Below are 23,089 nucleotides of genomic sequence, written 5' to 3'. Positions count from 1 at the left end.
ACACGAGGACGGTGATTGAGTTGGGTACGGGCAACGACGACCCGAACGATGACGGCATCGAGGTCATCGGCGGCGTCGACCCGCGTCTGATGGCGCTTCGGCAAACCGATGACGACGAGGACTCCGACGACCGCTCCCTGACCGACCTGGTCGAGCAGCCCGCCAAGGTGATGCGCATCGGCACCATGATCAAGCAGCTGCTCGAGGAGGTGCGCGCGGCACCGCTCGACGACGCCAGTCGCAGCCGGTTGCGTGACATCCACGCCACCAGCATCCGCGAGCTGGAGGACGGTCTGGCCCCGGAACTGCGCGAGGAGCTGGAGCGGCTCACCCTGCCGTTCAACGAGGAGACACCGCCGTCGGACGCCGAGCTGCGGATCGCCCAGGCCCAGCTGGTCGGCTGGCTGGAGGGGCTCTTCCACGGCATCCAGACTGCGCTGTTCGCCCAGCAGATGGCCGCCCGCGCGCAACTCGAGCAGATGCGCCAGGGTGCGCTGCCGCCAGGGGTGAGTCGGCCGGGCCACCACGGGCCCGGCACCGGACAGTACCTCTGAGCCGTGCCGAGCGGTCCGCACATCGAGACCCGCGACGCGTGGGTCGAATTCCCGATCTTCGACGCCAAGTCGCGGTCGCTGAAGAAGGCGTTCCTGGGTAAGGCCGGCGGTGCGATCGGCCGCAACAGTTCCAACGTGGTGGTCATCGAAGCGTTGCGGGACATCACCATGTCGCTGGAGCTCGGTGACCGGGTGGGGCTGGTCGGGCACAACGGCGCCGGGAAGTCCACCCTGCTGCGCCTGCTGTCCGGCATCTACGAACCCACGCGCGGCTGGGCGAAGGTCACCGGCCGCGTGGCGCCCGTGTTCGACCTGGGCATCGGCATGGACCCGGAGATCTCCGGCTACGAGAACATCATCATCCGGGGCCTGTTCCTCGGGCAGACCCGCAAACAGATGCTGGCCAAGGTGGACGAGATCGCCGAGTTCACCGAGTTGGGCGACTACCTGTCCATGCCGCTGCGCACCTATTCCACCGGCATGCGGGTGCGGCTGGCGATGGGCGTGGTCACCAGCATCGATCCGGAAATCCTGCTGCTCGACGAAGGCATCGGCGCCGTCGATGCGGAGTTCCTGAAGAAGGCGCAGTCGCGGCTGCAGAGCCTGGTCGAGCGCTCCGGGATCCTGGTGTTCGCCAGCCATTCCAACGAGTTCCTGGCCCGGCTGTGCAAGACGGCGATGTGGATAGACCACGGCGTCATCAAGCAGAGCGGTGGTATCGAAGACGTGGTGCGCGCCTACGAGGGTGACGACGCGGCGCGGCACGTGCGCGAAGTTCTCGCCGAGACCGCGCGTGAGTGAGTCCGTTTTCGCCGTCGTCGTCACCCACCGGCGCCCCGAGGAACTCGCTCGCTCGCTTGACATCCTGTCCACCCAGACTCGGGTGCCGGACAAGCTCATCGTCATCGACAACGACGACTCCGGTGACAGCCGCGTGCACTACCTCGTCGCCGCACAGGAGATTCCGTCGATCTACCTCAATTCGCGCCGCAACCTCGGCGGTGCGGGCGGATTCGCGCTGGGCATGCTGCTGGCGCTGGCGCACGGCGCCGACTGGATCTGGCTCGCCGACGACGACGGTCACGCGCACGGTACCGGGGTGCTGCAGACGCTGCTGGCGTGCGCGGCCAAGCACGGACTGGCCGAGGTGTCCCCAATGGTCTGCGACATCGAGGACCCCGAGGCGCTGGCGTTTCCGCTGCGTCGGGGCCTGGTGTGGCGCAGGCGGGTCAGCGAACTAAGGACGGAACCCGGTCAAGACCTGCTACCCGGCATCGCGTCGCTGTTCAACGGCGCGCTGTTCAAGGCGGCCACGCTGGAGGCGATCGGCGTGCCGGACCTGCGGTTGTTCATCCGCGGCGACGAGGTGGAGATGCACCGCCGACTGGTTCGCTCCGGCCTGCCGTTCGGCACCTGCCTGGATGCGGTTTATCTGCACCCGTGTGGCTCCGACGAGTTCAAGCCGATCCTGGGTGGCCGCATGCACACGCAGTACCCGGACAACCCCACCAAACGTTTTTTCACCTATCGCAACCGCGGTTACGTGCTGGCGCAGCCCGGCCTGCGCAAGCTGCTGTTTCAGGAATGGGTCCGGTTCGGCTGGTTCTTCCTGGTGACCCGACGCGACCCCAAGGGTCTGCTGGAATGGTTCCGGTTGCGCCGGCTGGGACGCCGGGAGCAGTTCGGACGGCCTGGAGGTGCGGCATGACATTCATCGATGCGGCGGCGCAGTCCAAAACGTTCACCCGCGCTCGTCGCGACCTGGTCGACGGGTTCCGGCGGCGTGAGTTGTGGCTGCACCTGGGCTGGCAGGACATCAAGCAGCGCTACCGCCGTTCGGTGTTGGGGCCGTTCTGGATCACGATCGCGACGGGCACCACCGCCGTGGCGATGGGCGGGTTGTATTCCAAGCTCTTCCACCTCGACCTGTCGGTGCACCTGCCCTACGTCACGCTGGGGTTGATCATCTGGAACCTGATCAACGCCGCCATCTTGGAGGGCGCCGACGTCTTCGTCGCAAATGAAGGTCTGATCAAGCAGTTGCCGACGCCGCTGAGCGTGCATGTGTACCGGCTGGTGTGGCGGCAGATGATCCTGTTCGCGCACAACATCGTCATCTATGTCATCGTCGCTCTCATCTTCCCCAAGCCGTGGTCCTGGGCCGACCTGTCGGTGCTGCCGGCACTGGCGCTGATCATGCTCAACGCCGTCTGGGTGTCGCTCTGCTTCGGCATCCTGGCCACCCGCTACCGCGACATCGGGCCGCTGCTCAATTCGCTCGTCCAGCTGCTGTTCTTCATGACCCCGATCATTTGGAACGACGACACGCTGCGGCAGCAGGGCGCCGGCCGCTGGTCGAAGATCGTCGAGCTCAACCCGCTGCTGCACTACCTGGACATCGTGCGGGCACCGTTGTTAGGTGCCCACCAGGAACTGCGGCACTGGGCGGTGGTGTTGGGGCTAACGGTTGTCGGGTGGGTGCTGGCGGCCATCGCGATGCGCCAGTACCGCGCCCGCGTGCCGTACTGGGTATAGGGGGTCCATGAGTCAGCCCGGCCGGGTCGACGCCAGCCTGCTGAGCGGCGTCTCCGAGACAGCACTGTTCACCCTGCGCGGCCGGGCTTATCAGGCCGGCCGCCCGGACGCGATCATCGACGACCCGATGGCTGTGCGGCTCGTCGAGTCCATCGAATTCGATTTCGAGAAGTTCGGTCGCCGCAAGGGCCAGGAGATGGCGTTGCGCTCGCTTGCCGTGGACCGGTGCGCGCTCGCTTATCTCGCCAAGCACCCCCGCGCCGCCGTGGTCGCGCTCGCCGAAGGGTTCCAAACCAGCTTCTGGCGGTTGAGCAGCGCGCTGCCAGATCCGCAATTCAGTTGGGTGTCAATCGATTTGGAGCCAGTCATCGAGCTGCGACGCCGGCTGCTGCCCCAATCACCACGGATCACCGAGATTGCGCAGTCCGCGTTGGACTACAGCTGGATGGACCAGATCGACACCCGCAACGGTGTGTTCCTCACCGCCGAGGGTCTGCTGATGTACCTGCAACCGCAGGAGGCGTTGGAACTGATCGGCGAGTGCGCCAAACGTTTCCCGGGCGGCGAGCTGTTCTTCGACGTGCCGCCGACCATCGTCAAGAAGGTGGCACCCAACGGGATGCGCTCGTCCAAGCATTACCGGGTGCCGCCGATGCCGTTCAGCCTCTCCCCTCGTCGCCTGGCCCAGCTGGCCGACACGGTGCCTGGGATCCGTGCGGTGCACGATGTGCCGATGCCCAAGGGCCGCGGCTGGTTCTTTGGGACGGCATATCCGGCGCTCTGGCAGTTCCCGCCGGTCAAGCCGTTCCGGGGCGCCTACACCCTGCTCGAATTCGGCGACGTGTGACTGGACCGCCACCCCGCATTTGGATCTGGTTCGCGGAGTCGATTATCAGGCGGTGAACTTCGCTCAGCGGCTAGGTATTTCGTGGGTTTATGTCCGTAGCAGCAAACTTCAGTCTGCGGAACATTGCTATGCGGCTCGATTACCGGAGTTACGCGTCTGGGTTGTTCGGTGAGCTGGCGCCGCGGGCGCACAAGTGCACTTTGCACAATACGTTGTCCTAATCCGATGCGAAATCTCCATCCAAAATTTGTGCGTCGCTGGCAAATAATGGTGGCCATTTCAGCGGTGCAAGAGCTCGACTCCCCAGGAAAGGTGCGTCAATGTCGTTCATGCTCGCGACCCCCGAGTGGTTGGCGACTGCGGCCCAAGAGGCCGCCGACATCGGATCGGCAATCAGCGCGGCGAACGCCGCCGCAGCGGCCCCGACGACGGGCGTGCTCGCCGCCGCGGCAGACGAGGTTTCAGCCCAGATCGCGGCGTTGTTCGGTGCGCACGCTAAGGGCTATCAGGCGGCCAGTGCAGAGGTAGCCTCGTTCCACACCCGGTTCACAATGACGCTACAAGCCGCCGCCGGCTCGTATGCGAGCGCCGAAACCGCCAACGCATCACCACTGCAAATCGTTGAACAGCAGGTACTCGGCATCGTCAACGCACCCACCCAGGCACTCCTGGGCAGGCCGCTGATCGGTGACGGCGCCGCAGGCTTGACCGTGAACGGCGTAGGACAAGCTGGCGGGGCTGGTGGGCTCTTGTTCGGCAACGGCGGGGACGGCGGCGCGAGCACATCGGCCGGCGCCGCTGGCGGGGCAGGCGGCAGCGCGGGCCTCTTCGGCAACGGCGGATCCGGCGGGCAGGGCGGAGCTGGTGCCGCCGGCGGCACCGGTGGAACCGGCGGGCTGTTGTTCGGCAACGGCGGCCACGGCGGGGCCGGCGGCGCCGCGCTGGCCGGCATCAACGGCGGCAATCCCGGTCGTGGTGGTGACGGCGGCAGCGCCGTCTGGTTCGGCGGCGGCGGCAATGGCGGCCAGGGTGGCACCGGTCTGACGGGAACTAACGGCACTAATCCCACCCCCAGTGGGGTAGTCGCAGCCACGGGAAGTTCGGGCGCATCTGTCAACGACAGCAACCCCTTTTTCGCGGAGGCTGTGGGTGGCACCGGAGGCCAAGGTTTCACCGGCGGTCTCGGGGCCACCGGGGGCACCGGAGGGTCGGGCGGTGACGCAGTGGCCACGGGCGCCCCAGGCGTCGATGCAACTGCCACCGGTGGGACGGGTGGTCTCGGCGGCATGGCCGGCGCTGGCGCCCCCGGCGGGAATGGTGGAACTGGCGGCAACGCGACCGCGATATCTGCGGGCTTGGCCCTTACCACCGCCACGGGCGGTGACGGCGGCGCCGGAGCCCCCGGTTCCGGGCCAGGACAGGCCGGAGGCGCCGGAGGCGACGGCGGCAACGCCACGGCAAATGGAGGCATAACGGGTTCCGCTACGGGCGGCAACGGCGGCGCGGGCGGCGCCGGGAGCGCTGGCGCGGGTGGCAGCACCGGCGGTACAGGTGGCTCCGGCGGCAATGGTGGGCGCGGCGGTCTGCTGATCGGCAATGGTGGCGCTGGCGGTACCGGAGGACTCGGCGGCACGGGCGGGATCGGCGACTTCGGCGGGGCAGGAGGTGCCGGTGGCAACACAGGCACTGCCACCGGCACAACTGTCGGTTCCAGCGAAGGCGGCCCCGGCGGCGATGGCGGGGCCGGCGGAACCGGCGGGGCCGGTGGCGCAGGTGGGGCGGGCGGCAACGGTGGCGCGAGCGGCCTGCTGGCCGGGACCGGCGGCGCGGGCGGCGCCGGCGGTACCGGTGGAACCGGAGGCGGCGGGGGCCCCGGCGGTGATGGTGGGCACGGTGGCTTCGGCTCCGACGGCGACGCCGCCGCCGGTGGCCTTGCCGGCGACGGGGGTAGCGGTGGCGCGGGCGGTGCCGCCGGCAGTGGCGGCAGCAGCGGAACCGGCGGCGCTTTGAGCGGGACGGCCGGCCCAACGGGCGCGATCGGTGTGATCGGTGCGTTAGGGGCCGACGGAGCGGATGGCAGTCACGGCTAACCCGGTCAGCGCGCCGTCCAAGCCACGACCAACTGCTCGCCGCCGCTGGCCCAGGACCGGACGAAGACCTCTAGAGACACCGTCTCGTCTCGGCCGTGAGGGTTGCCGCTGTCGTTGAGGTGCATCGTTGCATGAGCCAGGTCGATGCCGGTGACCACCACCGCGTGGTCGCTGGTCGGGTTGCCGCTCTGGTCCCGGTTCTGCACCGGCAAGCCCCACAGCAGTTCCGCGTTCACCCCGGCGATCACCTTGTGCCCGTCGGACAGGTAGCGCTGCAGCGCTTCGGGGCCGGAGTCGAGGGCGCCGTGCACGCCGTACTGGGCCAGCAGCAGCGGGATGTCGGCGGGTTCGGTGCCATACCCTGCGGCGTAGAGCGGTCCGGGCCGTACCTGGCTGGGCAGCCGCTGCGCCACCGCAATGACCTCCTGCTCGGCCGGCTCGCGGCCGGTCAGCTGGCCGATCACATCTGCCGAAGCCATCAGCGCGCAGTCGTCGTAAGTTTGCATCCGCCAGTACGGCGCCGCGGCCGCCGGGTCGCCGTACATGCCGGTGACGTTCGCGGCCTGGCACAGGGCGACAGAACCCCCAACCCCGGCGGCGATGCCCGCCGCAACGACGACGGTCGCCGCCACCTTCCACCAAGTCCTCATGCCTAGCAGGCTCGGGTGCCGTCCTTTGGGAAAGCTCTACGGAAGCTCGGCGATTTCTTGGCGCGGCGGCGTTGAGAATCTTCCAAGAATCCTTCAAGAATCCGTCAAGGACCCGCCGGGACGCTATGCCGGTGCAAGCAACACTCGTACGCCACTCCGAAATTGTGTTGGTGCGTCCGATTCCATTCCACGGGCTCTGCGAGCAACACCTGCTGCCGTTCTACGGCGTCGTGCACATCGGTTATGTGCGCGGCGAAAAGCGGTTGCACCACGACGAGTTCGCCCAGATCGTGGAGGCCTGCTCGGGCGGAATCCGGGTGCAACAGAAGATGACGACCCGGATCGGGCTGTGGCTCGATCACCAACTCGGCGCGCCCGGCCTGGGCGTGCTGCTCGAAGGCGGCTACGCCTGCACACCGGTGCGCGACGGCGCCGCCCTGGCCGGGCCCACGACCACCATGGCCTTCTACGGCTCGATGCGTGACAGCGCCGAGCAACAGCGCCAATTCCTGACCCTGACCAGAAAAACAGCCGAATCGAAAGACGAGTGACCGACGATGACCACCCTTGCCTTTGAATTCCCCGATACCGTCCAAAGCGCCACCCTGCATCGCGACGATGCCCCGCCCGGCCGCACGGCGAAGTTCCACCTGCGCAAGCGGTTCAGCGACCTCGCCTGCTGCCATCGCTCTTGGACCGGCGCCGGAAAGGACTTCTACCTGCACGGCTACGAGCAGCGCTTCGAAATCGAATTCGCCTGCGCTGAACTCGATCCCGGCACCGGCATGGTCGTCGACGCCGATTGCCTCGAGGACGTGCGCGCCGCGCTGCGCCGCCAGTTCGACCACACCACCCTGATCGCGGCCGACGACCCGCAGCGTGACCTGTTCGAACTGCTGGCCGCGCAGGGGGCTATCGACCTCCGGGTCATGCACTGCCCCGGCATGGAAGCCTCCGCCGCCTGGGTTTTCGACACCGTGGAGCGCATTGTCGCGAAGGCCAGCGAGGGCCGCGTCTGGGTCTCCCGGGTCCAAGCCCGAGAGAATCGCAACAATAAGGTCACCCTGATGGCAGACTGACTGGCCGTGAGCCTGTCGGTCGTCGGCTGCGTAGGGACCGTGATCGTGCCGACCCGCGGCGCCGACGGCGCCGGCGAGGTCCTGGTGACCGTGCGCGGATACAAAGAAGCTTTCCTGGCCCGCTCCGATGACCCGCTGCCCAAGGGCGCCAAGGTGCTCGTCGTCGCGACGCACGGCCCCCGAACGGTGGTCGTCGAACCCTGGCACGACCCCACCGAAATTCTCCGATAGAAACCGAAATAACAAGGAGTCCAACCATGCTCGGTTACCGGGTGCCCGCGCCGGATGAAGCGATGCTCATCTCGGGCGGCAAGGTCAGAGGCAACGTCCCGTTCCGGGTCGTCACCGGCCACGGCGCCTTCGTTATTCCGTTCTTTCGCAAGGCGGCATTCCTGACCCTGGCGATGTGCGAGGCCGAAGTCGCCGAGAAATGTGTCACCCAGCAAGGCATCACGCTGAACGTCCGCGCCGTCATCGCGTTCAAGGTCGGCAACGATCCGGAGAGCATCATTGCGGCGGCGCAACGCTTCCTGTCCGAGCAGGACCAGATGCAGGTGCTGACGGGACGCATCTTCGCCGGCCACCTGCGCTCGATCATCGGCTCGATGACCGTCGAACAGATCATCCGGGAACGGCAGAAACTGGCGACCGAGGTGCTCGACGGGTCCAAGGAGGAAATGGCCCGGATCGGCCTGAACGTCGACGCGCTGCAGATCCAGTCGATCGACGACGACGGACTCGGCTACATCAAGGCGATGTCGGCGCCCCACAACGCCGCCGTCCAGCAGCAGGCGCAGATCGCGCAGGCGAGAGCGAACCAGGCCGCCGCCGAAGCCGAGCAGGAGTCGCAGCGCAAACAAGCCGAATTCGCCCGGGAGACAGCGATTGTCAAGGCGCAGTACAAGGCCGAGGTGGACAAGGCGCAGGCCGAGGCCGCACAGGCGGGTCCCTTGGCCGAGGCGGAGGCACAGCGCGAAGTGCTGGCCATGCGCACCGAACTGGCCCAGCGTGCCGCGGAACTGCGGCAGCAGGAGCTGGTGGCCGAGGTCGTCAAGCCCGCCGAGGCCGAAGCCGAACGCGTCCGGATCCTGGCTCTCGCCGACGCCGAGAAGATGAAGATCCAGGCCGAGGCGGCAGCGTCGCACAACCGGGTGGCGCTGGACCGCATGATCATCGACCAGCTGCCCGAGATCGTCGACAAGGCGGCGCGCGGGCTGGCCAACTCCAACCTGACCGTGCTCAACGGAGCCGAAGGGCTCAGCCAGGTCACCAGCGGCTTGGTCTCGCAGGGCCTGGCCATCTTCGACGCGGTGCGCAACGGCCTGGGCCAATACGACGACGGCGTCGGGCTCAGCGACGGGGACGATGTGGTGCCGTTCACCCCGAAGGATGGTTCCGCCGGCTAGGGGTGTATCACTGATACGCCACACACCATCAGCGGCGAAAGGTCGTGCCAGGTGAGCGAGGAATCTCAGTCAACGGACCTGGCGGCTGCGGCGCGGGAGAATCTCGCCGCCGAGTTGGACCGGCTCAAGCAGCGGCGCGACCGACTCGAGGCCGAGGTGCGCAACGACCGCGGCATGGTCGGCGATCACGGTGACGCGGCCGACGCGATCCAGCGCGCCGAGGAACTGGTGGTGCTCGGGGACCGGATCAACGAACTGGACCGGCGATTGAAGGCCGGGCCGGCGGATGCGGATCCGTCTGAGGTGTTGCCCGGCGGTACCGAGGTCACGTTGCGGTTCGCCGACGGCGAGGTGGTCACCATGCACGTCATCTCCATCGTGGAGGAGACGCCGGTCGGCCACGAAGCCGAGACGCTGACCGCGCGCAGCCCGCTGGGCCAAGCCCTGGCCGGGCACCAGGCCGGTGACACGGTGACCTACTCCACCCCGCAGGGACCCACCCAGGTCGAACTGATCTCGGTGAAGTTGCCGTCATAGCCCGGGGAATCGCCACCGTTAGACTCCCCCGATGGCCGATCCCACACCAGGAGCTGTGCCGCCAGTCGAGCCGCAACCCCTCAGCCTCAAAACCCAGGTGCTGCGTTTCGTGGTCACCGGCGGCCTGGCCGGCATCGTCGACTTCGGCCTTTACGTCGTGCTTTACAAGGTGCTCGGCGTCCAGGTCGACCTGGCCAAGGCCATCAGCTTCATCATCGGCACCATCACCGCCTACCTGATCAACCGGCGCTGGACGTTCCAAGCGTCGCCCAGCACTGCCCGGTTCGTCGCGGTCATGATCCTGTACGCGATCACGTTCACCGCCCAGGTCGGGCTCAACCATCTCTGCCTTGCGTTGCTGCACTACCAGAGCTGGGCAATACCCGTCGCCTTCGTGATCGCGCAGGGCACGGCGACCGTCATCAATTTCATCGTGCAGCGAGCCGTGATCTTCCGCATCCGCTGAGCCCACCCGGCAGGCGGTACCCTCTGTGACGATGTCAAGCACCCCTGAGCCCGCCTCGGGCACCACCCTCACCCGGCTGACCGGGTGGGGACGAACGGCACCCTCGGTGGCACAGCTGTTGCGCACACCGGACGCCGAGGTGATCGCCAAGGCCGTGGCCCGAGCCGCCGACTCCGACGGTCGTGGCGTGATTGCCCGCGGTCTGGGCCGCTCCTACGGCGACAACGCGCAAAACGGCGGCGGCCTGGTGATCGACATGAGCGTGCTCAACAAGATCCACTCGCTGAGCGCCGACAGCAGGCTCGCCGACGTCGACGGCGGCGTCAACCTCGACCAGCTGATGCGGGCGGCGCTACCGCTGGGACTGTGGGTTCCGGTGCTGCCGGGCACCCGCCAGGTGACCATCGGCGGCGCCATCGCATGCGACATCCACGGCAAAAACCATCACAGCGCCGGCAGCTTCGGCAACCACGTGCGCAGCATGGACCTGCTGCTGGCCAGCGGCGAAGTCCGGCGCATCACACCCGCCGGTGAGGACGCTGAACTGTTTTGGGCCACCGTCGGAGGCAACGGGCTCACCGGGATCATCCTGCGGGCCACCGTCGAGATGACCCCCACCGAAACGGCGTACTTCATCGCCGACGGCGACGTCACATCGAGCCTGGACGAGACCATCGCCTTCCACAGCGACGGCAGTGAGGCGAACTACACCTACTCCAGCGCCTGGTTCGACGCGATCAGCCCACCCCCGAAGCTGGGCCGCGCGGCGATCTCCCGTGGTTCGCTGGCCACCCTCGACCAGCTGCCCGCCAAGCTGCAGCGCAATCCCTTGAAATTCGATGCGCCGCAGCTGCTTACGTTTCCCGACGTGTTCCCCAACGGGCTGGCCAACAAATACACCTTCATGCCGATCGGCGAGCTGTGGTACCGCAAGTCGGGAACCTACCGCGGCAAGGCGCAGAATCTGACGCAGTTCTACCACCCGCTGGACATGTTCGGCGAGTGGAACCGGGCGTTCGGCTCAGCCGGGTTCGGCCAGTACCAGTTCGTGGTGCCCACCGACGCGGTCGAGGAATTCAAAGGGATCATCCGCGACATCCAAAAGTCCGGGCATTACTCGTTTCTCAATGTGTTCAAGCTCTTCGGCCCGGGCAACCAGGCGCCGCTGAGCTTCCCGATTCCGGGCTGGAACGTCTGCGTCGACTTCCCGATCAAGCCCGGCCTCAACGAGTTCCTCAACGAACTCGACCGGCGCGTGCTGCAATTCGGCGGCCGGCTCTACACCGCCAAGGACTCGCGAACCACCGCCGAGACCTTTCACGCCATGTACCCGCGCATCGACGAATGGATCGCCGTGCGCCGCAAGGTGGATCCCAACGGGGTGTTCGCCTCCGACATGGCCCGACGTTTGGAGCTGCTCTAGATGGTGCTTGATGCCGTGGGAAACCCCCAGTCGATCCTGCTGCTCGGCGGCACGTCCGAGATCGGGCTGGCCATCTGTGAGCGGTACCTGCGCAACGCGGCCGCGCGAATCGTGTTGGCCTGTCTGCCAGACGACCCGGGCCGCGAGGACGCGGTAGCGCAGATGAAGACCGCGGGCGCACGGTCGGTGGAACTGATCGACTTCGACGCGGTGGACACCGACAGCCATCCCAAGGTGATCGACGAGGCCTTCGGCAACGGCGACATCGATGTCGCTATCGTCGCGTTCGGACTGCTCGGTGACGCCGAGGAATTGTGGCAGAACCAGCGCAAGGCCGTGCTGATCGCCGAAATCAATTACACCGCAGCGGTTTCGGTGGGTGTGTTGCTCGGTGAGAAGATGCGCGCACAGGGTTTCGGCCAGATCATCGCGATGAGCACGGTGGCCGGCGAGCGGGTGCGCCGGTCGAACTTCGTCTACGGCTCCACCAAGGCCGGCCTGGACGGTTTCTACCTCGGTCTTTCAGAAGCGCTGCGCGAGTACGGTGTTCGGGTGCTGGTGATCCGGCCCGGCCAGGTGCGCACCCGGATGAGCGCGCACGTCAAGGAAGCTCCGCTGACCGTCGACAAGGAGTACGTCGCCGAACTGGCGGTGACCGCGTCCGCGAAAGGTAAGGAATTGGTTTGGGCGCCAGGAGCGTTTCGCTACGTGATGATGGTGTTGCGGCACATCCCGCGGAGCATCTTCCGCAGGCTGCCCATCTGACCATGCGTAACGCGCTGGCCACCCTGGGCCAGATGGCCCTGGCGGTCCTGGTGGCCATCGTGGTCTCGACGGTTTCGCTGCTCGCCATCTCCCGGGTGCAGTGGCCGGCCTTCCCGTCCTCCAATCAACTGCACGCGCTGACCACCGTCGGCCAGGTCGGCTGCCTGGCCGGTCTGCTCGCCGTGGGGCTGGTATGGCGACACGGGCGGTTCCGCCGGCTGGCGCAACTCGGCGCGCTGGTGTTCGTGTCGGCGTTCAGCGTGGTGACACTCGGCATGCCGCTGGGCGCCACCAAGCTTTATCTGTTCGGCATCTCCGTCGATCAGCAATTCCGCACCGAGTACCTGACCCGGCTCACCGACAGCCCCGCCCTGCGCGACATGACCTATCTCGGGCTGCCGCCGTTCTACCCGCCGGGCTGGTTCTGGCTCGGCGGGCGCGCGGCGGCGCTGACCGGCACGCCCGCCTGGGAGATGTTCAAGCCGTGGGCGATCACCTCGATCACCATCGCCGCCGCGGTAGCGCTGGTGCTGTGGTGGCGGATGGTCCGCTTCGAGTACGCGCTGCTGGTCACCACCGCCGGCACCGCGGTGACGCTGGCCTACAGCTCGCCGGAGCCCTACGCCGCGATGATCACCGTGCTGCTGCCGCCGGTGCTGGTGCTGACCTGGTCGGGTCTGCGAGCCGTCGGCGCGGCGGGTTGGGGTGCCATCGTGGGCGCCGGCCTGTTCCTGGGCTTCGCCGCCACCTGGTACACCCTGCTGGTCGCCTACAGCGCGTTCACGGTCTGCCTGATGGCGCTCGGGCTGGTCGCCTTCCGCTGGCGGGCGCAGGGCCTGCGGGCGGCGCTCGATCCGCTGCGGCGACTGCTCGTCATCAGTGTCATCGCGTTGGCCATCGCCTCCATCACCTGGCTGCCCTTCCTGCTCCGCACGTTGAGTTCCCCCGTCAGCAACACCGGCAGCGCCCAGCACTACCTGCCCGCCGACGGCGCCCAGCTGACGTTCCCGATGTTCCAGTTCTCCCTACTGGGGGCGATCTGCCTGCTGGGCACCCTCTGGCTGATCGTCAAGGCGCGGACGTCGGTCCGGGCCGGCGGGCTGGCCCTCGGCGTGCTGGCCGTCTATCTGTGGTCGCTGCTGTCGATGCTGACCACGCTGGCGCGCACCACGCTGCTGTCGTTCCGGTTGCAGCCGACCCTTTCGGTGCTGCTGGTGACCGCCGGGGTGTTCGGCTTCGTGGAAGTGACCCAGGCGCTGCGCCGGGACTGGATCGGCAGCCGCGCGGTGCTGCCGGTGGCCGCGGCGATCGGGCTGACCGGCGCCATCGCCTTCAGCCAGGACATCCCCGACGTGCTGCGACCGGACCTGACGATCGCCTACACCGACACCGACGGCGACGGGCAACGCGGTGACCGGCGGCCACCCGGCTCGGAGAAGTACTACCCGGCGGTGGACGCCGCGATCCAGCGGATCACCGGCAAACCGCGTGATGAGATCGTGGTACTGACCGCCGACTACAGCTTTCTGTCGTTGTATCCCTACTGGGGCTTCCAGGGGTTGACGTCGCACTATGCCAATCCGCTGGCCCAGTTCGACAAACGCGCAGCCCAGATCGAGTCCTGGGCCAAGCTCAAGACGGCCGACGAGTTCATCGCTGCGCTGGACAAGCTGCCGTGGCCGCCGCCGACCGTTTTCGTGATGCGCCGCGGCGCCAGCAACACCTACACGCTCCGGCTGGCCGAGGACGTCTACCCCAACCAGCCCAACGTCCGCCGCTACACCGTGGACTTCAAGGCCGCGCTGTTCAGTGATCCACGGTTCGCCGTCGAAGCCATCGGCCCCTTCGTGGTGGCCGTCCGCAAGCCTGGACTGAGCTCCTGATGGCCACCGAAACCGCACCGGGCGAGACCAAACAATTAGCATCTACCCTCGTGAGCGACACGGGAGCTAACTACCGGATCGCTCGCCTCGTCGCGGTGGTCGCCGGTCTGCTCGGAACCGTCCTCGCACTCGCGACGCCACTGCTGCCCGTCAACCAGACCACCGCGGAACTGAACTGGCCGCAGAACGGCACTTTCGGCAGTGTCGAAGCGCCGCTGATCAGTTACGTGGCCACCGACCTGAACATCACCGTGCCCTGCCAGGCCGCCGCCGGGTTGGCCGGACCGCAGAACACCGGCAAGACGGTGTTGTTGTCCACGGTGCCCAAGCAGGCACCCAAGGCGGTTGACCGGGGCCTGCTGCTGCAGCGGGTCAACGACGATCTGGTGCTGATCGTGCGCAACGTCCCGGTGGTGACCGCCCCGATGAATCAGGTGCTCGGCCCGGATTGCAAACGGCTGACCTTCACCGCCCACGCGGACCGGGTCATCGGCGAGTTCGAGGGGCTCAAGCAGGGGCCGACCAGTGAGCACCCCGGCGATCCGCTGCGCGGTGAGAAGAGCGGCTACGACTTCCGACCGCAGATCGTGGGCGTGTTCACCGACCTGTCCGGGCCGGCACCGCCGGGCCTGACCTTCTCCGCGGTCGTCGACACCCGTTACAGCAGCAGCCCGACGACGCTGAAGATGGCCGCGATGATCCTCGGGCTGGTGCTGACCGCCGCCGCCCTGGTCGCGCTGCACGTCCTGGACACCGCCGACGGCACCCGGCACCGGCGGTTCCTGCCGTCGCGGTGGTGGTCGCTCGGTGGGCTGGACGCCCTGGTCCTCGCCGTGCTGGTGTGGTGGCACTTCGTCGGCGCCAACACCTCCGACGACGGCTACATCCTCACCATGGCCCGGGTCTCCGAACACGCCGGGTACATGGCCAACTACTACCGCTGGTTCGGCACCCCGGAGGCGCCGTTCGGCTGGTACTACGACCTGCTGGCGGTGTGGGCGCACGTCAGCACCGCCAGCATCTGGATGCGGCTGCCCACCCTGGCGATGGCGGTGACCTGTTGGTGGGCGATCAGCCGCGAGGTCATCCCGCGACTGGGTTACGCGGTCAAGCGGAGCCGGGCCGCGGCGTGGACGGCCGCCGGCATGTTCCTGGTGGTCTGGCTGACGCTGGACAACGGTCTACGTCCCGAACCGATCATCGCGTTGGGGATCTTGCTGACCTGGTGCTCGGTGGAGCGCGCGGTGGCGACCAGCCGGCTGCTGCCCGTGGCCATTGCCTGCATCATCGGCGCGCTCACGCTGTTCTCCGGTCCGACCGGAATCGCCTCCATCGGTGCGCTGCTGGTTGCCATCGGGCCGCTGCGGACCATCCTGCATCGACGCTCGAAACGGTTCGGCTTGCTGCCGCTGCTGGCGCCGATCCTGGCCGCGAGTACCGTCACCGCGATCCTGATCTTCCGCGACCAGACCCTGGCCGGCGAGGTCCAGGCAAGTCGGTTCAAGCAGGCCGTCGGGCCCAGCCTGAAGTGGTTCGACGAGCACATCCGCTACGAGCGGCTGTTCATGCCCAGCCCGGACGGGTCGGTGGCGCGCCGCTTCGCGGTGCTGGCGCTGCTCGTCGCGCTGGCGGTGGCGGTGGCGATGTCGTTGCGCAAGGGGCGGATTCCGGGGACGGCGGCCGGGCCGAGTCGCCGCATCGTCGGCATCACCGTGATCTCCTTGTTCGCGATGATGTTCACCCCCACCAAGTGGACCCACCACTTCGGGGTGTTCGCGGGGCTGGCCGGCTCGTTGGGGGCGTTGGCCGCCGTCGCCGTCACCGCCACGGCGATGAAGTCGCGACGCAACCGGACCATGTTCGCCGCCGCGGTGCTGTTCGTCATGGCGATGTCGTTCGCCAGCGTCAACGGCTGGTGGTACGTATCGAATTTCGGTGTGCCGTGGTCGAATTCGTTCCCCAAGCTGAGATGGTCGCTGACCACCGCGCTGCTGGAACTCACGGTGGTGGTGCTGTTGGTGGCCGCGTGGTTCCACTTCGTGGCCACCGAGGAACGCCCGCCCAAGACCCGCGTCGGCGCCCGGCTGGCCGGGCTCGTCCAATCACCGTTGGCGATCGCGACGTGGCTGTTGGTGCTCTTCGAAGTCGTGTCGCTGACCCAGGCGATGGTGGCGCAATACCCGGCGTGGTCGGTCGGCCGGTCCAACTTGCAAGCGCTGACCGGCAAAACCTGCGGGCTGGCCGAAGACGTGCTGGTGGAGCTGGATCCGGACGCCGGCATGCTGGCGCCGGTGTCCGCTCCGGTGGGCGAGGCGCTGGGCGCCGGTCTCTCGGAAGCGTTCACGCCCAACGGAATTCCCGCCGACGTCTCGGCGGACCCGGTGATGGAACGCCCCGGTGACCGCAACTTCGCCAGTGACGACGGGGTGGTCACCGGCAGCGACCCGGGCACCGAGGGCGGGACCACCGCGGCACCGGGGATCAACGGGTCCCGTGCCCGGCTGCCATTCAACCTCGATCCGGCTCGCACACCGGTGCTCGGCAGTTGGCGATCGGGCATCCAGGTACCCGCGATGCTGCGCTCGGGCTGGTACCGGCTGCCGCCCAAGGAACAGCGGGGCAAGTCCGCGTTGCTGGTGGTGACCGCCGCGGGCCGCTTCGATCCCCGCGAGGTTCAGGTGCAGTGGGCCACCGACGACGAGGCTGCCGCCGGAAAGCACAGCGGCTCAATGGGATTCGCTGACGTCGGCGCGGTGCCCGCGTGGCGTAACCTGCGCGCGCCGCTGTCCGCGATCCCCGAATCGGCGACCCAGGTACGGCTGGTGGCCGATGATGACGACCTGGCGCCCCAGCACTGGATCGGCCTCACCCCGCCGCGGGTGCCGCGGCTGCGCACCCTGCAGGATGTCGTCGGCTCCAAGGACCCGGTGTTCCTGGACTGGCTGGTGGGCCTGGCGTTCCCGTGTCAGCGGCCGTTCGGTCACCAGAACGGCGTCGACGAGGCGCCCAAGTGGCGGATCCTGCCCGACCGGTTCGGTGCGGAGGCGAACTCGCCGGTGATGGACAACCTGGGCGGTGGGCCGCTGGGCATCACCGAATTACTGACCCACGCGACCACGGTGGCCAGCTACCTCAAGGACGACTGGTTCCGGGACTGGGGCGCGTTGCAACGATTGACGCCCTATTACCCCGATGCGGGGCCCGCCCGACTCGAGTTGGGCACCGTCACCCGCAGCGGGTTGTGGAACCCGGCGCCGCTACGTAAGAGTTGAGCGCACTTCAGGCTTGCTGGACATCGAACCGGAACTCGCAGCCACCGATACAGATGCGGTCGCCGTCAGTCAGCGTGGCGCTGCCCCGGATCGGCTGACCGCCCACCTCCACGCCATTGGTGGACCGCAGATCGGTGATCACGAAAGCCGTTCCGGTGTCGGCGATTACGGCATGGTGCCGGCTGACGTCGGTGTCGTCGAGCACGATGTCGTTGTCGGCCAGCCGGCCGATGCGGGTGACGGCGCCGTTGAGTCGGTATACGCGTCCGGCGCTGTCCCGCAACGCGGCGACCAATGTCGGGACGGCCGGGGCCGCGGTGGCTTCCCGGTACGCGCCGCGTTTGCGGGTGCTGGCGACGGCATGCTTGGTGACGATCGGCTCCTGCCGCAGGATGCGCTCGTGCAGGGCGGTGACGGTCGGGCCGGGATCGATGCCGAGACCCTCGGCCAGCGCCGTCTTGAGCTGCCGGTAGGCGCCCAGGGCGTCGGACTGTCGTTCGGTGACGTAGTAGGCGGTGATCAGCTGGGCCCACAACGGCTCCCGGTAGGGATGCTCGGCGGCCAGCGACTCCAGTTCACCGATGACGGCATCGGCCCGGCCGCAGGCGATCTCGGCTTCGGCGCGGGCGCTGTGGGCTCCAACCTTGTCCTCGACGAGCTTGGTGGCGAAGGCGTCCACGAATTCGAAGTCCCGCAGGTCGTCGAGCACCGGGCCGCGCCACTCGGCCAGCGCCTGAGACAGGTGCTCGCTGGCCTCTTCGAACCGGCCCGCGGCGGCGGCCTGGACTCCGGCGGTTTTCGCGGCCGCGAACCGGCCCAGGTCGTAGTCGCTGTCGGAGACGGTCAGCTGATAACCCGGCGGCGCGCTGGCCAGGACCCGTGCCGGGTCGACGCCGCCGGTCGTGCGCAGCAGCCGGCGCAGATTGGAGATGTGGGACTGGATGCTGGTGCGTGCCGCCGGAACCGGCGAACCGTCCCACACCGCGTCGGTCAACGCGTCCACCGAAACCGGCCGGTTGCGGTTGATCAGCAGCATCGCCAGCACCGCCCGCTGCTTCGCTGCACCGACGGGCACCGGGGTGCCGTCCACCAGCAGTTGCAGCGGTCCCAGAACACCAAACCCGAGAGGCGTGTTCGTCATCGCGCTGCCAGCCTCCGATCATCCAGGCCGTTGGCTATATCTATGTACCCATTGTGATCGTTACACGCGGCGGGGCCTTTCCCCGGCCCCGCATCCAATAGTCACTTAATCGCGTCGCCTACGATCGACCATCGTGTCCCCCGACGGTAATGAGCGATCCCACCGGATCGCCCGGCTAGTAGCCGTCGTCTCGGGAATCGGCGGACTGGTGTTATGCCTGCTGGTCCCGTTGTTGCCGGTGCGGCAGACCACCGCCACCATCGTGTGGCCGCAGGGCACCGGTGCCGACGGCAACATCACCCAGATCACCGCCCCGCTGGTGTCCGGGGCACCGCAGGCACTGGACATCTCCATCCCCTGTTCCGCGATAGCAACTCTGCCCGCCAACGGTGGTCTGGTGGTCTCGACCCTGCCGACCGACGGCTTCGAGACCGGCAAGCACGGGCTGTTCGTGCGCGCGAACAAGGACACGGTCGTCGTCGCCTTCCGCGACACGGTGGCCGCGGTCGCGCCGCGCCCGGCGATCGCGGCGGGTGGTTGCCAGGTGCTGCACATCTGGGCCGACGCCGGTGGCGCGGGTGCCGACTTCGTCGGGATTCCCGGTGCCATCGGCAAGCTGGCACCCGAGAAGAAGCCCCAGGTCGGGGGCATCTTCACCGACCTCAAAGTGCCGGCGCAGCCCGGCCTGTCGGCACGCGTCGACGTCGATACCCGGTTCATCCTCGCGCCCACCACGCTGAAGTCGCTGGCCATGGGCCTCGGCGCACTCGCGGTGCTGTCCGCCATCCTTGCGCTCGCCGCGCTGGACCGCCGCAGCCGCGGCGACTCGCTGCGCAACTGGCGCTCACCGATGACGTTGCTGGCTCGTTACCGCCCGCGGTTGCGCCGTGGGTCGCACGCGGGCCTGTCGGGCTGGCTCGCCGACGCCGCGGTCATCGCAACCCTGCTGCTCTGGCACATCATCGGCGCCACCACATCCGACGACGGATACAACCTCACCATTGCCCGGGTGGCGCCCAAGGCCGGATACATCGTCGACTACTACCGCTACTTCGGTACCACCAACGCGCCGTTCGACTGGTACTTCAGCGTGCTGTCCAAGATGGCGGCGGTGAGCAGCGCCGGGGTGTGGATGCGGCTGCCCGCCCTGCTGGCAGGCATCGGCTGCTGGCTGCTGATCAGCCACTGCGTCCTGCGCCGACTCGGGCCGGGCCGGGGCGGCCTGGCCGGCAACAGGGTCGCGCTCTACACCGCCGGCGCGGTGTTCGTCGCCGCATGGCTGCCGTTCAACAACGGACTGCGCCCCGAACCTTTGATCGCCCTGGGCGTGCTGCTCACCTGGATCCTGGTGGAGCGCTCGATCGCACTCGGCCGGCTCGCGCCGGCCACGTTGGCGATCATCGTCGCCGCGCTGACCGCCACGCTCGCACCGCAGGGCCTGATCGCCGTCGCAGCATTGTTGACCGGCGCCCGCGCGATCGCGCAGATCGTCCGGCGGCGCCGGGCCACCGACGGCCTGCTGGCGCCCCTGGTGGTGCTGGCGGCGTCGCTGTCGCTGATCACCGTGGTGGTGTTCCGCTCGCAGACGCTGGCCACCGCCGCCGAATCGGCCCGCATCAAGTACAAAGTCGGCCCGACGATCGCCTGGTACCAGGACTTCCTGCGGTACTACTTCCTCACCGTCGAGAGCAACGCGGACGGTTCGATGGCGCGGCGATTCGCGGTGCTGGTGCTGCTGCTGTGCATGTTCGGGATGCTGTTCGTGCTGCTGCGCCGCGGCCGGGTGGCCGGGCTGGCCACCGGACCGGCCTGGCGGCTGCTGGGCACCACCGCGATCGGCTTGCTGCTGTTGCATTTCACCCCGACCAAGTGGGCCATCCAGTTCGGTGCGTTCGCCAGCCTGGCCGGTGCGCTGGGCGCCGTCACCGCCTTCACCGTTGCGCGGATCGGCCTGCACAGCCGACGCAACCTCGCGCTGTACGTCACCGCGCTGCTGTTCGTGCTCGCCTGGGCCACTTCCGGCATCAACGGGTGGTTCTACGTCGGCAACTACGGCGTCCCCTGGTACGACATCCAGCCCGTCGTCGCCAGCCACCCGGTTACCTCGATGTTCCTGACGCTCTCGATCCTCACCGGCCTGCTGGCCGCCTGGTACCACTTCCGGATGGACTACGCCGGGCACACCGAGGTCAAGAACAACCGGCGCAACCGTGTGCTGGCGTCGGCCCCGCTGCTGGTGGTGGCGGTGATCATGGTCCTGGGTGAAGTCGGCTCGTTGGCCAAGGGCGCGGTCTTCCGCTACCCGCTCTACACCACCGGAAAGGCCAACCTGGCCGCCCTCACGTCGGGCCTGTCACCCACCAGCTGTGCCATGGCCGACGACGTGCTGGCCGAGCCCGACCCCAACGCCGGGATGCTGCAGCCGGTGCCGGGTCAGCAGTTCGGTCCCGACGGGCCGCTCGGCGGCGTCAGCCCGCTCGGCTTCAAGCCCGAAGGCGTCGGCGAGGACCTCAAATCTGACCCGGTGGTCAGCAAGCCCGGCGTCGTCAATTCCGACGCCTCGCCCAACAAGCCCAACGCCGCCATCACCGACTCCGCCGGCACCGCGGGCGGCAAGGGGCCCGTCGGCGTCAACGGGTCGCACGCGTTCCTGCCGTTCGGATTGGATCCCGCCCGCACCCCGGTGATGGGCAGCTACGGCGAGAACAACCTGGCGGCCCGCGCCACCTCCGCCTGGTACCAGCTGCCGCCGCGCCGGCCCGACCGGCCGCTGGTGGTGGTCTCGGCCGCGGGCGCGATCTGGTCCTATAAAGAGGACGGCGACTTCATGTACGGCCAGTCGCTGAAGCTGCAGTGGGGCATCTCGCGACCGGACGGCAACTTCACCCCGCTGGGCGAGGTGTTTCCGATCGACCTCGGTCCGCAACCGGCCTGGCGCAATCTGCGGTTCCCGCTGACCTGGGCGCCGCCGGAAGCCAACGTGGCCCGCATCGTCGCCTACGACCCGAACCTGAGCTCCGAGCAGTGGTTCGCCTTCACGCCACCGCGGGTGCCCGAGCTGGAATCGCTGCAGCAGTTGATCGGCTCGCAGACCCCGGTGTTGATGGACATCGCGACGGCGGCCAACTTCCCGTGCCAGCGCCCGTTCTCCGAGCACCTGGGCATCGCCGAACTGCCCGACTATCGGATCCTGCCCGACCACAAGCAGACCGCGGTGTCGTCGAACCTGTGGCAGGCGGCCTCGACCGGCGGGCCGTTCATGTTCACCCAGGGGCTGCTGTGGACGTCGACGATCTCGACGTACCTCAGCGGTGACTGGTACCGCGACTGGGGTTCGGTGGAGCAGTACCACCGCCTGATCCCGACCGACCGCGCGCCCGACGCCGTCGTCCAGCAGGGCGTGACCACCGTGCCCGGCTGGAGCCGGCAAGGACCGATTAGGGCCCTCCCATGACTTTGAGCGCGAGCAGACGCGAAAGCACCCCCCCAACCGGGCCCTGGGGGGGGTTTGGGGGGTCGGCGCGCGGGGAAAAAATCACCCGCTGGGGGGGGCGGCAAGCGGGCGGGTTGGCCGGGACGGCCACCCGGGCCCGAATCCGGACGTGCACGCTCGAGCGCAAGAAGTTGGCCGCCGCCGAGCGCTGGTTTGAGCAACAGCACGCGATCTGGACGGGCAGGTACAGCAATCTGGACAAGCTCTTAGAGAAACTCCAAGGAGAAGGCAATGAAGGCTGATCTTCGGTTTGATTTCCTCGTCGACATGCAAAAGAGCAGCCTCACCGTGAGGCGAGAGTTCGCGGCAAAGCGCCAGCTGGTGTGGGATTGCCATACGAAGCGCGAACTGCTCGATCAGTGGTTTGCACCCAAGCCGCTGACCACCAAGACCAAGCATATGGAATTCAAGGAAGGCGGCTACTGGCACTACGCCATGATCACCCCCGATGGAGAGTCTTTCTGGAGCCGCCTGGACTATCAGAAGATCAACCCGATCGATGGCTACGCGGCGCTCGATGCTTTTTCTGATGAAGCCGGCGCCGTGAATCCGGATATGCCCCGCGCCCGCTGGGATGTCACTTTTACCGATGCGAAGGAACGCACCCTCGTCACGACTGTGGTGTTGTACAACTCGCCAGAGGATGTGCAGAAGGTCATCGACATGGGGATGAAAGACGGCATGACCTCCACCATGGAGCGGCTCGACGAACTGCTGCTGGCCCTGGCCGGGCGGGACGCGCTGGCTTAAGACCGCGTCTGCAGACGAGAGGGCCCCGAACAGGTCGGGGCGCTTTGCGTTGGAGGTGCAACGGTGTGCTTCAGGTGACGGTCAACGTTCCATTCATCGTCTCGTGGCCGGAGCCGCAGAAGATGTCGCACAGGAAATCAAACGTGCCGGTCTTGTCCGGCGTGAGCGCCAGCCGTACGGTCTGCCCCGGCACCACGT

The 23,089-nt window shown here is 67.8% G+C and carries 20 protein-coding genes; 18 read left to right on the top strand and 2 right to left on the bottom strand.

What is annotated here, in order from left to right:
- The first annotated feature begins 20 nt into the window (after positions 1 to 20).
- From A9X01_RS08880 to A9X01_RS08855, 6 genes are all read left to right on the top strand, one after another.
- Positions 21 to 554: a bacterial proteasome activator family protein gene (locus A9X01_RS08880; protein ID WP_036363704.1), complete on the top strand. Its 534-nt coding sequence runs from the start codon at positions 21 to 23 to the stop codon at positions 552 to 554.
- A gap of 3 nt (positions 555 to 557) precedes the next feature.
- Positions 558 to 1,355, top strand: coding sequence for a galactan export ABC transporter ATP-binding subunit Wzt/RfbE (gene wzt / locus A9X01_RS08875; RefSeq protein WP_036362562.1), 798 nt, complete (start codon positions 558 to 560; stop codon positions 1,353 to 1,355).
- On the top strand, positions 1,348 to 2,262 hold the full coding sequence (glfT1, locus tag A9X01_RS08870; protein ID WP_065120458.1) for a galactofuranosyltransferase GlfT1: 915 nt from the start codon (positions 1,348 to 1,350) through the stop codon (positions 2,260 to 2,262). Before wzt ends, glfT1 begins: the two co-directional genes overlap by 8 nt.
- The gene (gene wzm, locus A9X01_RS08865) at positions 2,259 to 3,089 is read left to right on the top strand and encodes a galactan export ABC transporter permease subunit Wzm/RfbD (protein WP_065120382.1); all 831 of its coding nucleotides are present in this window, start codon (positions 2,259 to 2,261) and stop codon (positions 3,087 to 3,089) included. The genes glfT1 and wzm overlap by 4 nt, the downstream gene beginning before the upstream one ends.
- Positions 3,090 to 3,096: 7 nt before the next feature.
- The gene (locus tag A9X01_RS08860; RefSeq protein WP_065120381.1) at positions 3,097 to 3,936 is read left to right on the top strand and encodes a class I SAM-dependent methyltransferase; all 840 of its coding nucleotides are present in this window, start codon (positions 3,097 to 3,099) and stop codon (positions 3,934 to 3,936) included.
- Positions 3,937 to 4,256: 320 nt separating this feature from the next.
- Positions 4,257 to 6,026, top strand: coding sequence for a PE family protein (locus A9X01_RS08855; RefSeq protein ID WP_065120380.1), 1,770 nt, complete (start codon positions 4,257 to 4,259; stop codon positions 6,024 to 6,026).
- A gap of 5 nt (positions 6,027 to 6,031) precedes the next feature.
- On the opposite strand, the gene A9X01_RS08850 is transcribed toward A9X01_RS08855, so the two are convergent.
- Positions 6,032 to 6,676 (bottom strand): C39 family peptidase, encoded by a 645-nt coding sequence (locus tag A9X01_RS08850; protein WP_065120379.1) that lies wholly within the window; start codon positions 6,674 to 6,676, stop codon positions 6,032 to 6,034.
- A 71-nt stretch (positions 6,677 to 6,747) separates the two neighbouring features.
- Here A9X01_RS08850 and A9X01_RS08845 point away from each other — a divergent pair, with 71 nt between their 5' ends.
- The 10 genes from A9X01_RS08845 (at position 6,748) to A9X01_RS08800 (ending at position 17,507) form a co-directional block, all read left to right on the top strand.
- Entirely contained in the window at positions 6,748 to 7,227 is a 480-nt protein-coding gene (locus A9X01_RS08845) for a GTP cyclohydrolase I (protein WP_081282279.1), read from the top strand.
- A gap of 6 nt (positions 7,228 to 7,233) precedes the next feature.
- Positions 7,234 to 7,755 carry a 6-carboxytetrahydropterin synthase gene (locus A9X01_RS08840; protein WP_081282278.1) on the top strand — a complete coding sequence of 174 codons (522 nt, stop codon included), beginning with the start codon at positions 7,234 to 7,236 and terminating at the stop codon, positions 7,753 to 7,755.
- A gap of 6 nt (positions 7,756 to 7,761) precedes the next feature.
- Positions 7,762 to 7,986, top strand: coding sequence for an NfeD C-terminal domain-containing protein (locus A9X01_RS08835; RefSeq protein ID WP_065120377.1), 225 nt, complete (start codon positions 7,762 to 7,764; stop codon positions 7,984 to 7,986).
- A gap of 26 nt (positions 7,987 to 8,012) precedes the next feature.
- Positions 8,013 to 9,161, top strand: coding sequence for an SPFH domain-containing protein (locus A9X01_RS08830; RefSeq protein ID WP_065120376.1), 1,149 nt, complete (start codon positions 8,013 to 8,015; stop codon positions 9,159 to 9,161).
- 51 nt (positions 9,162 to 9,212) lie between these two features.
- Positions 9,213 to 9,698, top strand: a complete 486-nt coding sequence (locus A9X01_RS08825) for a GreA/GreB family elongation factor (RefSeq protein ID WP_065120375.1) — start codon at positions 9,213 to 9,215, stop codon at positions 9,696 to 9,698.
- A 100-nt stretch (positions 9,699 to 9,798) separates the two neighbouring features.
- Positions 9,799 to 10,164 (top strand): GtrA family protein, encoded by a 366-nt coding sequence (locus tag A9X01_RS08820; RefSeq protein ID WP_155772003.1) that lies wholly within the window; start codon positions 9,799 to 9,801, stop codon positions 10,162 to 10,164.
- A 31-nt stretch (positions 10,165 to 10,195) separates the two neighbouring features.
- Positions 10,196 to 11,587, top strand: a complete 1,392-nt coding sequence (gene dprE1, locus A9X01_RS08815) for a decaprenylphosphoryl-beta-D-ribose oxidase (protein ID WP_065120373.1) — start codon at positions 10,196 to 10,198, stop codon at positions 11,585 to 11,587.
- Positions 11,588 to 12,352 carry a decaprenylphospho-beta-D-erythro-pentofuranosid-2-ulose 2-reductase gene (gene dprE2, locus A9X01_RS08810; protein WP_065120372.1) on the top strand — a complete coding sequence of 255 codons (765 nt, stop codon included), beginning with the start codon at positions 11,588 to 11,590 and terminating at the stop codon, positions 12,350 to 12,352. It begins immediately after the preceding gene.
- A 2-nt stretch (positions 12,353 to 12,354) separates the two neighbouring features.
- Positions 12,355 to 14,235, top strand: a complete 1,881-nt coding sequence (locus A9X01_RS08805; RefSeq protein WP_065120371.1) for a galactan 5-O-arabinofuranosyltransferase — start codon at positions 12,355 to 12,357, stop codon at positions 14,233 to 14,235.
- The gene (locus tag A9X01_RS08800) at positions 14,235 to 17,507 is read left to right on the top strand and encodes an arabinosyltransferase domain-containing protein (protein ID WP_065120370.1); all 3,273 of its coding nucleotides are present in this window, start codon (positions 14,235 to 14,237) and stop codon (positions 17,505 to 17,507) included. Before A9X01_RS08805 ends, A9X01_RS08800 begins: the two co-directional genes overlap by 1 nt.
- Positions 17,508 to 17,514: 7 nt before the next feature.
- Here the strand turns inward: A9X01_RS08800 and A9X01_RS08795 are convergent, their stop codons facing one another.
- Complete coding sequence (locus A9X01_RS08795; RefSeq protein WP_065120369.1) at positions 17,515 to 18,648, bottom strand: BTAD domain-containing putative transcriptional regulator; 1,134 nt, start codon at positions 18,646 to 18,648, stop codon at positions 17,515 to 17,517.
- Between the two features lie 133 nt (positions 18,649 to 18,781).
- On the opposite strand from A9X01_RS08795, the gene A9X01_RS08790 reads away from it, so the two are divergent.
- Together A9X01_RS08790 and A9X01_RS08780 are read left to right on the top strand one after the other, a co-directional pair.
- The gene (locus A9X01_RS08790; protein WP_065120368.1) at positions 18,782 to 22,102 is read left to right on the top strand and encodes an arabinosyltransferase domain-containing protein; all 3,321 of its coding nucleotides are present in this window, start codon (positions 18,782 to 18,784) and stop codon (positions 22,100 to 22,102) included.
- A gap of 270 nt (positions 22,103 to 22,372) precedes the next feature.
- Positions 22,373 to 22,891: an SRPBCC family protein gene (locus A9X01_RS08780; protein ID WP_009240172.1), complete on the top strand. Its 519-nt coding sequence runs from the start codon at positions 22,373 to 22,375 to the stop codon at positions 22,889 to 22,891.
- The last annotated feature ends 198 nt before the right edge of the window (positions 22,892 to 23,089 follow it).

It is taken from the genome of Mycobacterium asiaticum, assembly GCF_001668675.1.
GTDB classification, from domain to species: Bacteria; Actinomycetota; Actinomycetes; order Mycobacteriales; family Mycobacteriaceae; genus Mycobacterium; species Mycobacterium asiaticum_D.
The sequence above is the reverse complement of the archived record's forward strand: the minus strand, read 5'-3'. Positions and strand labels throughout refer to the sequence as shown.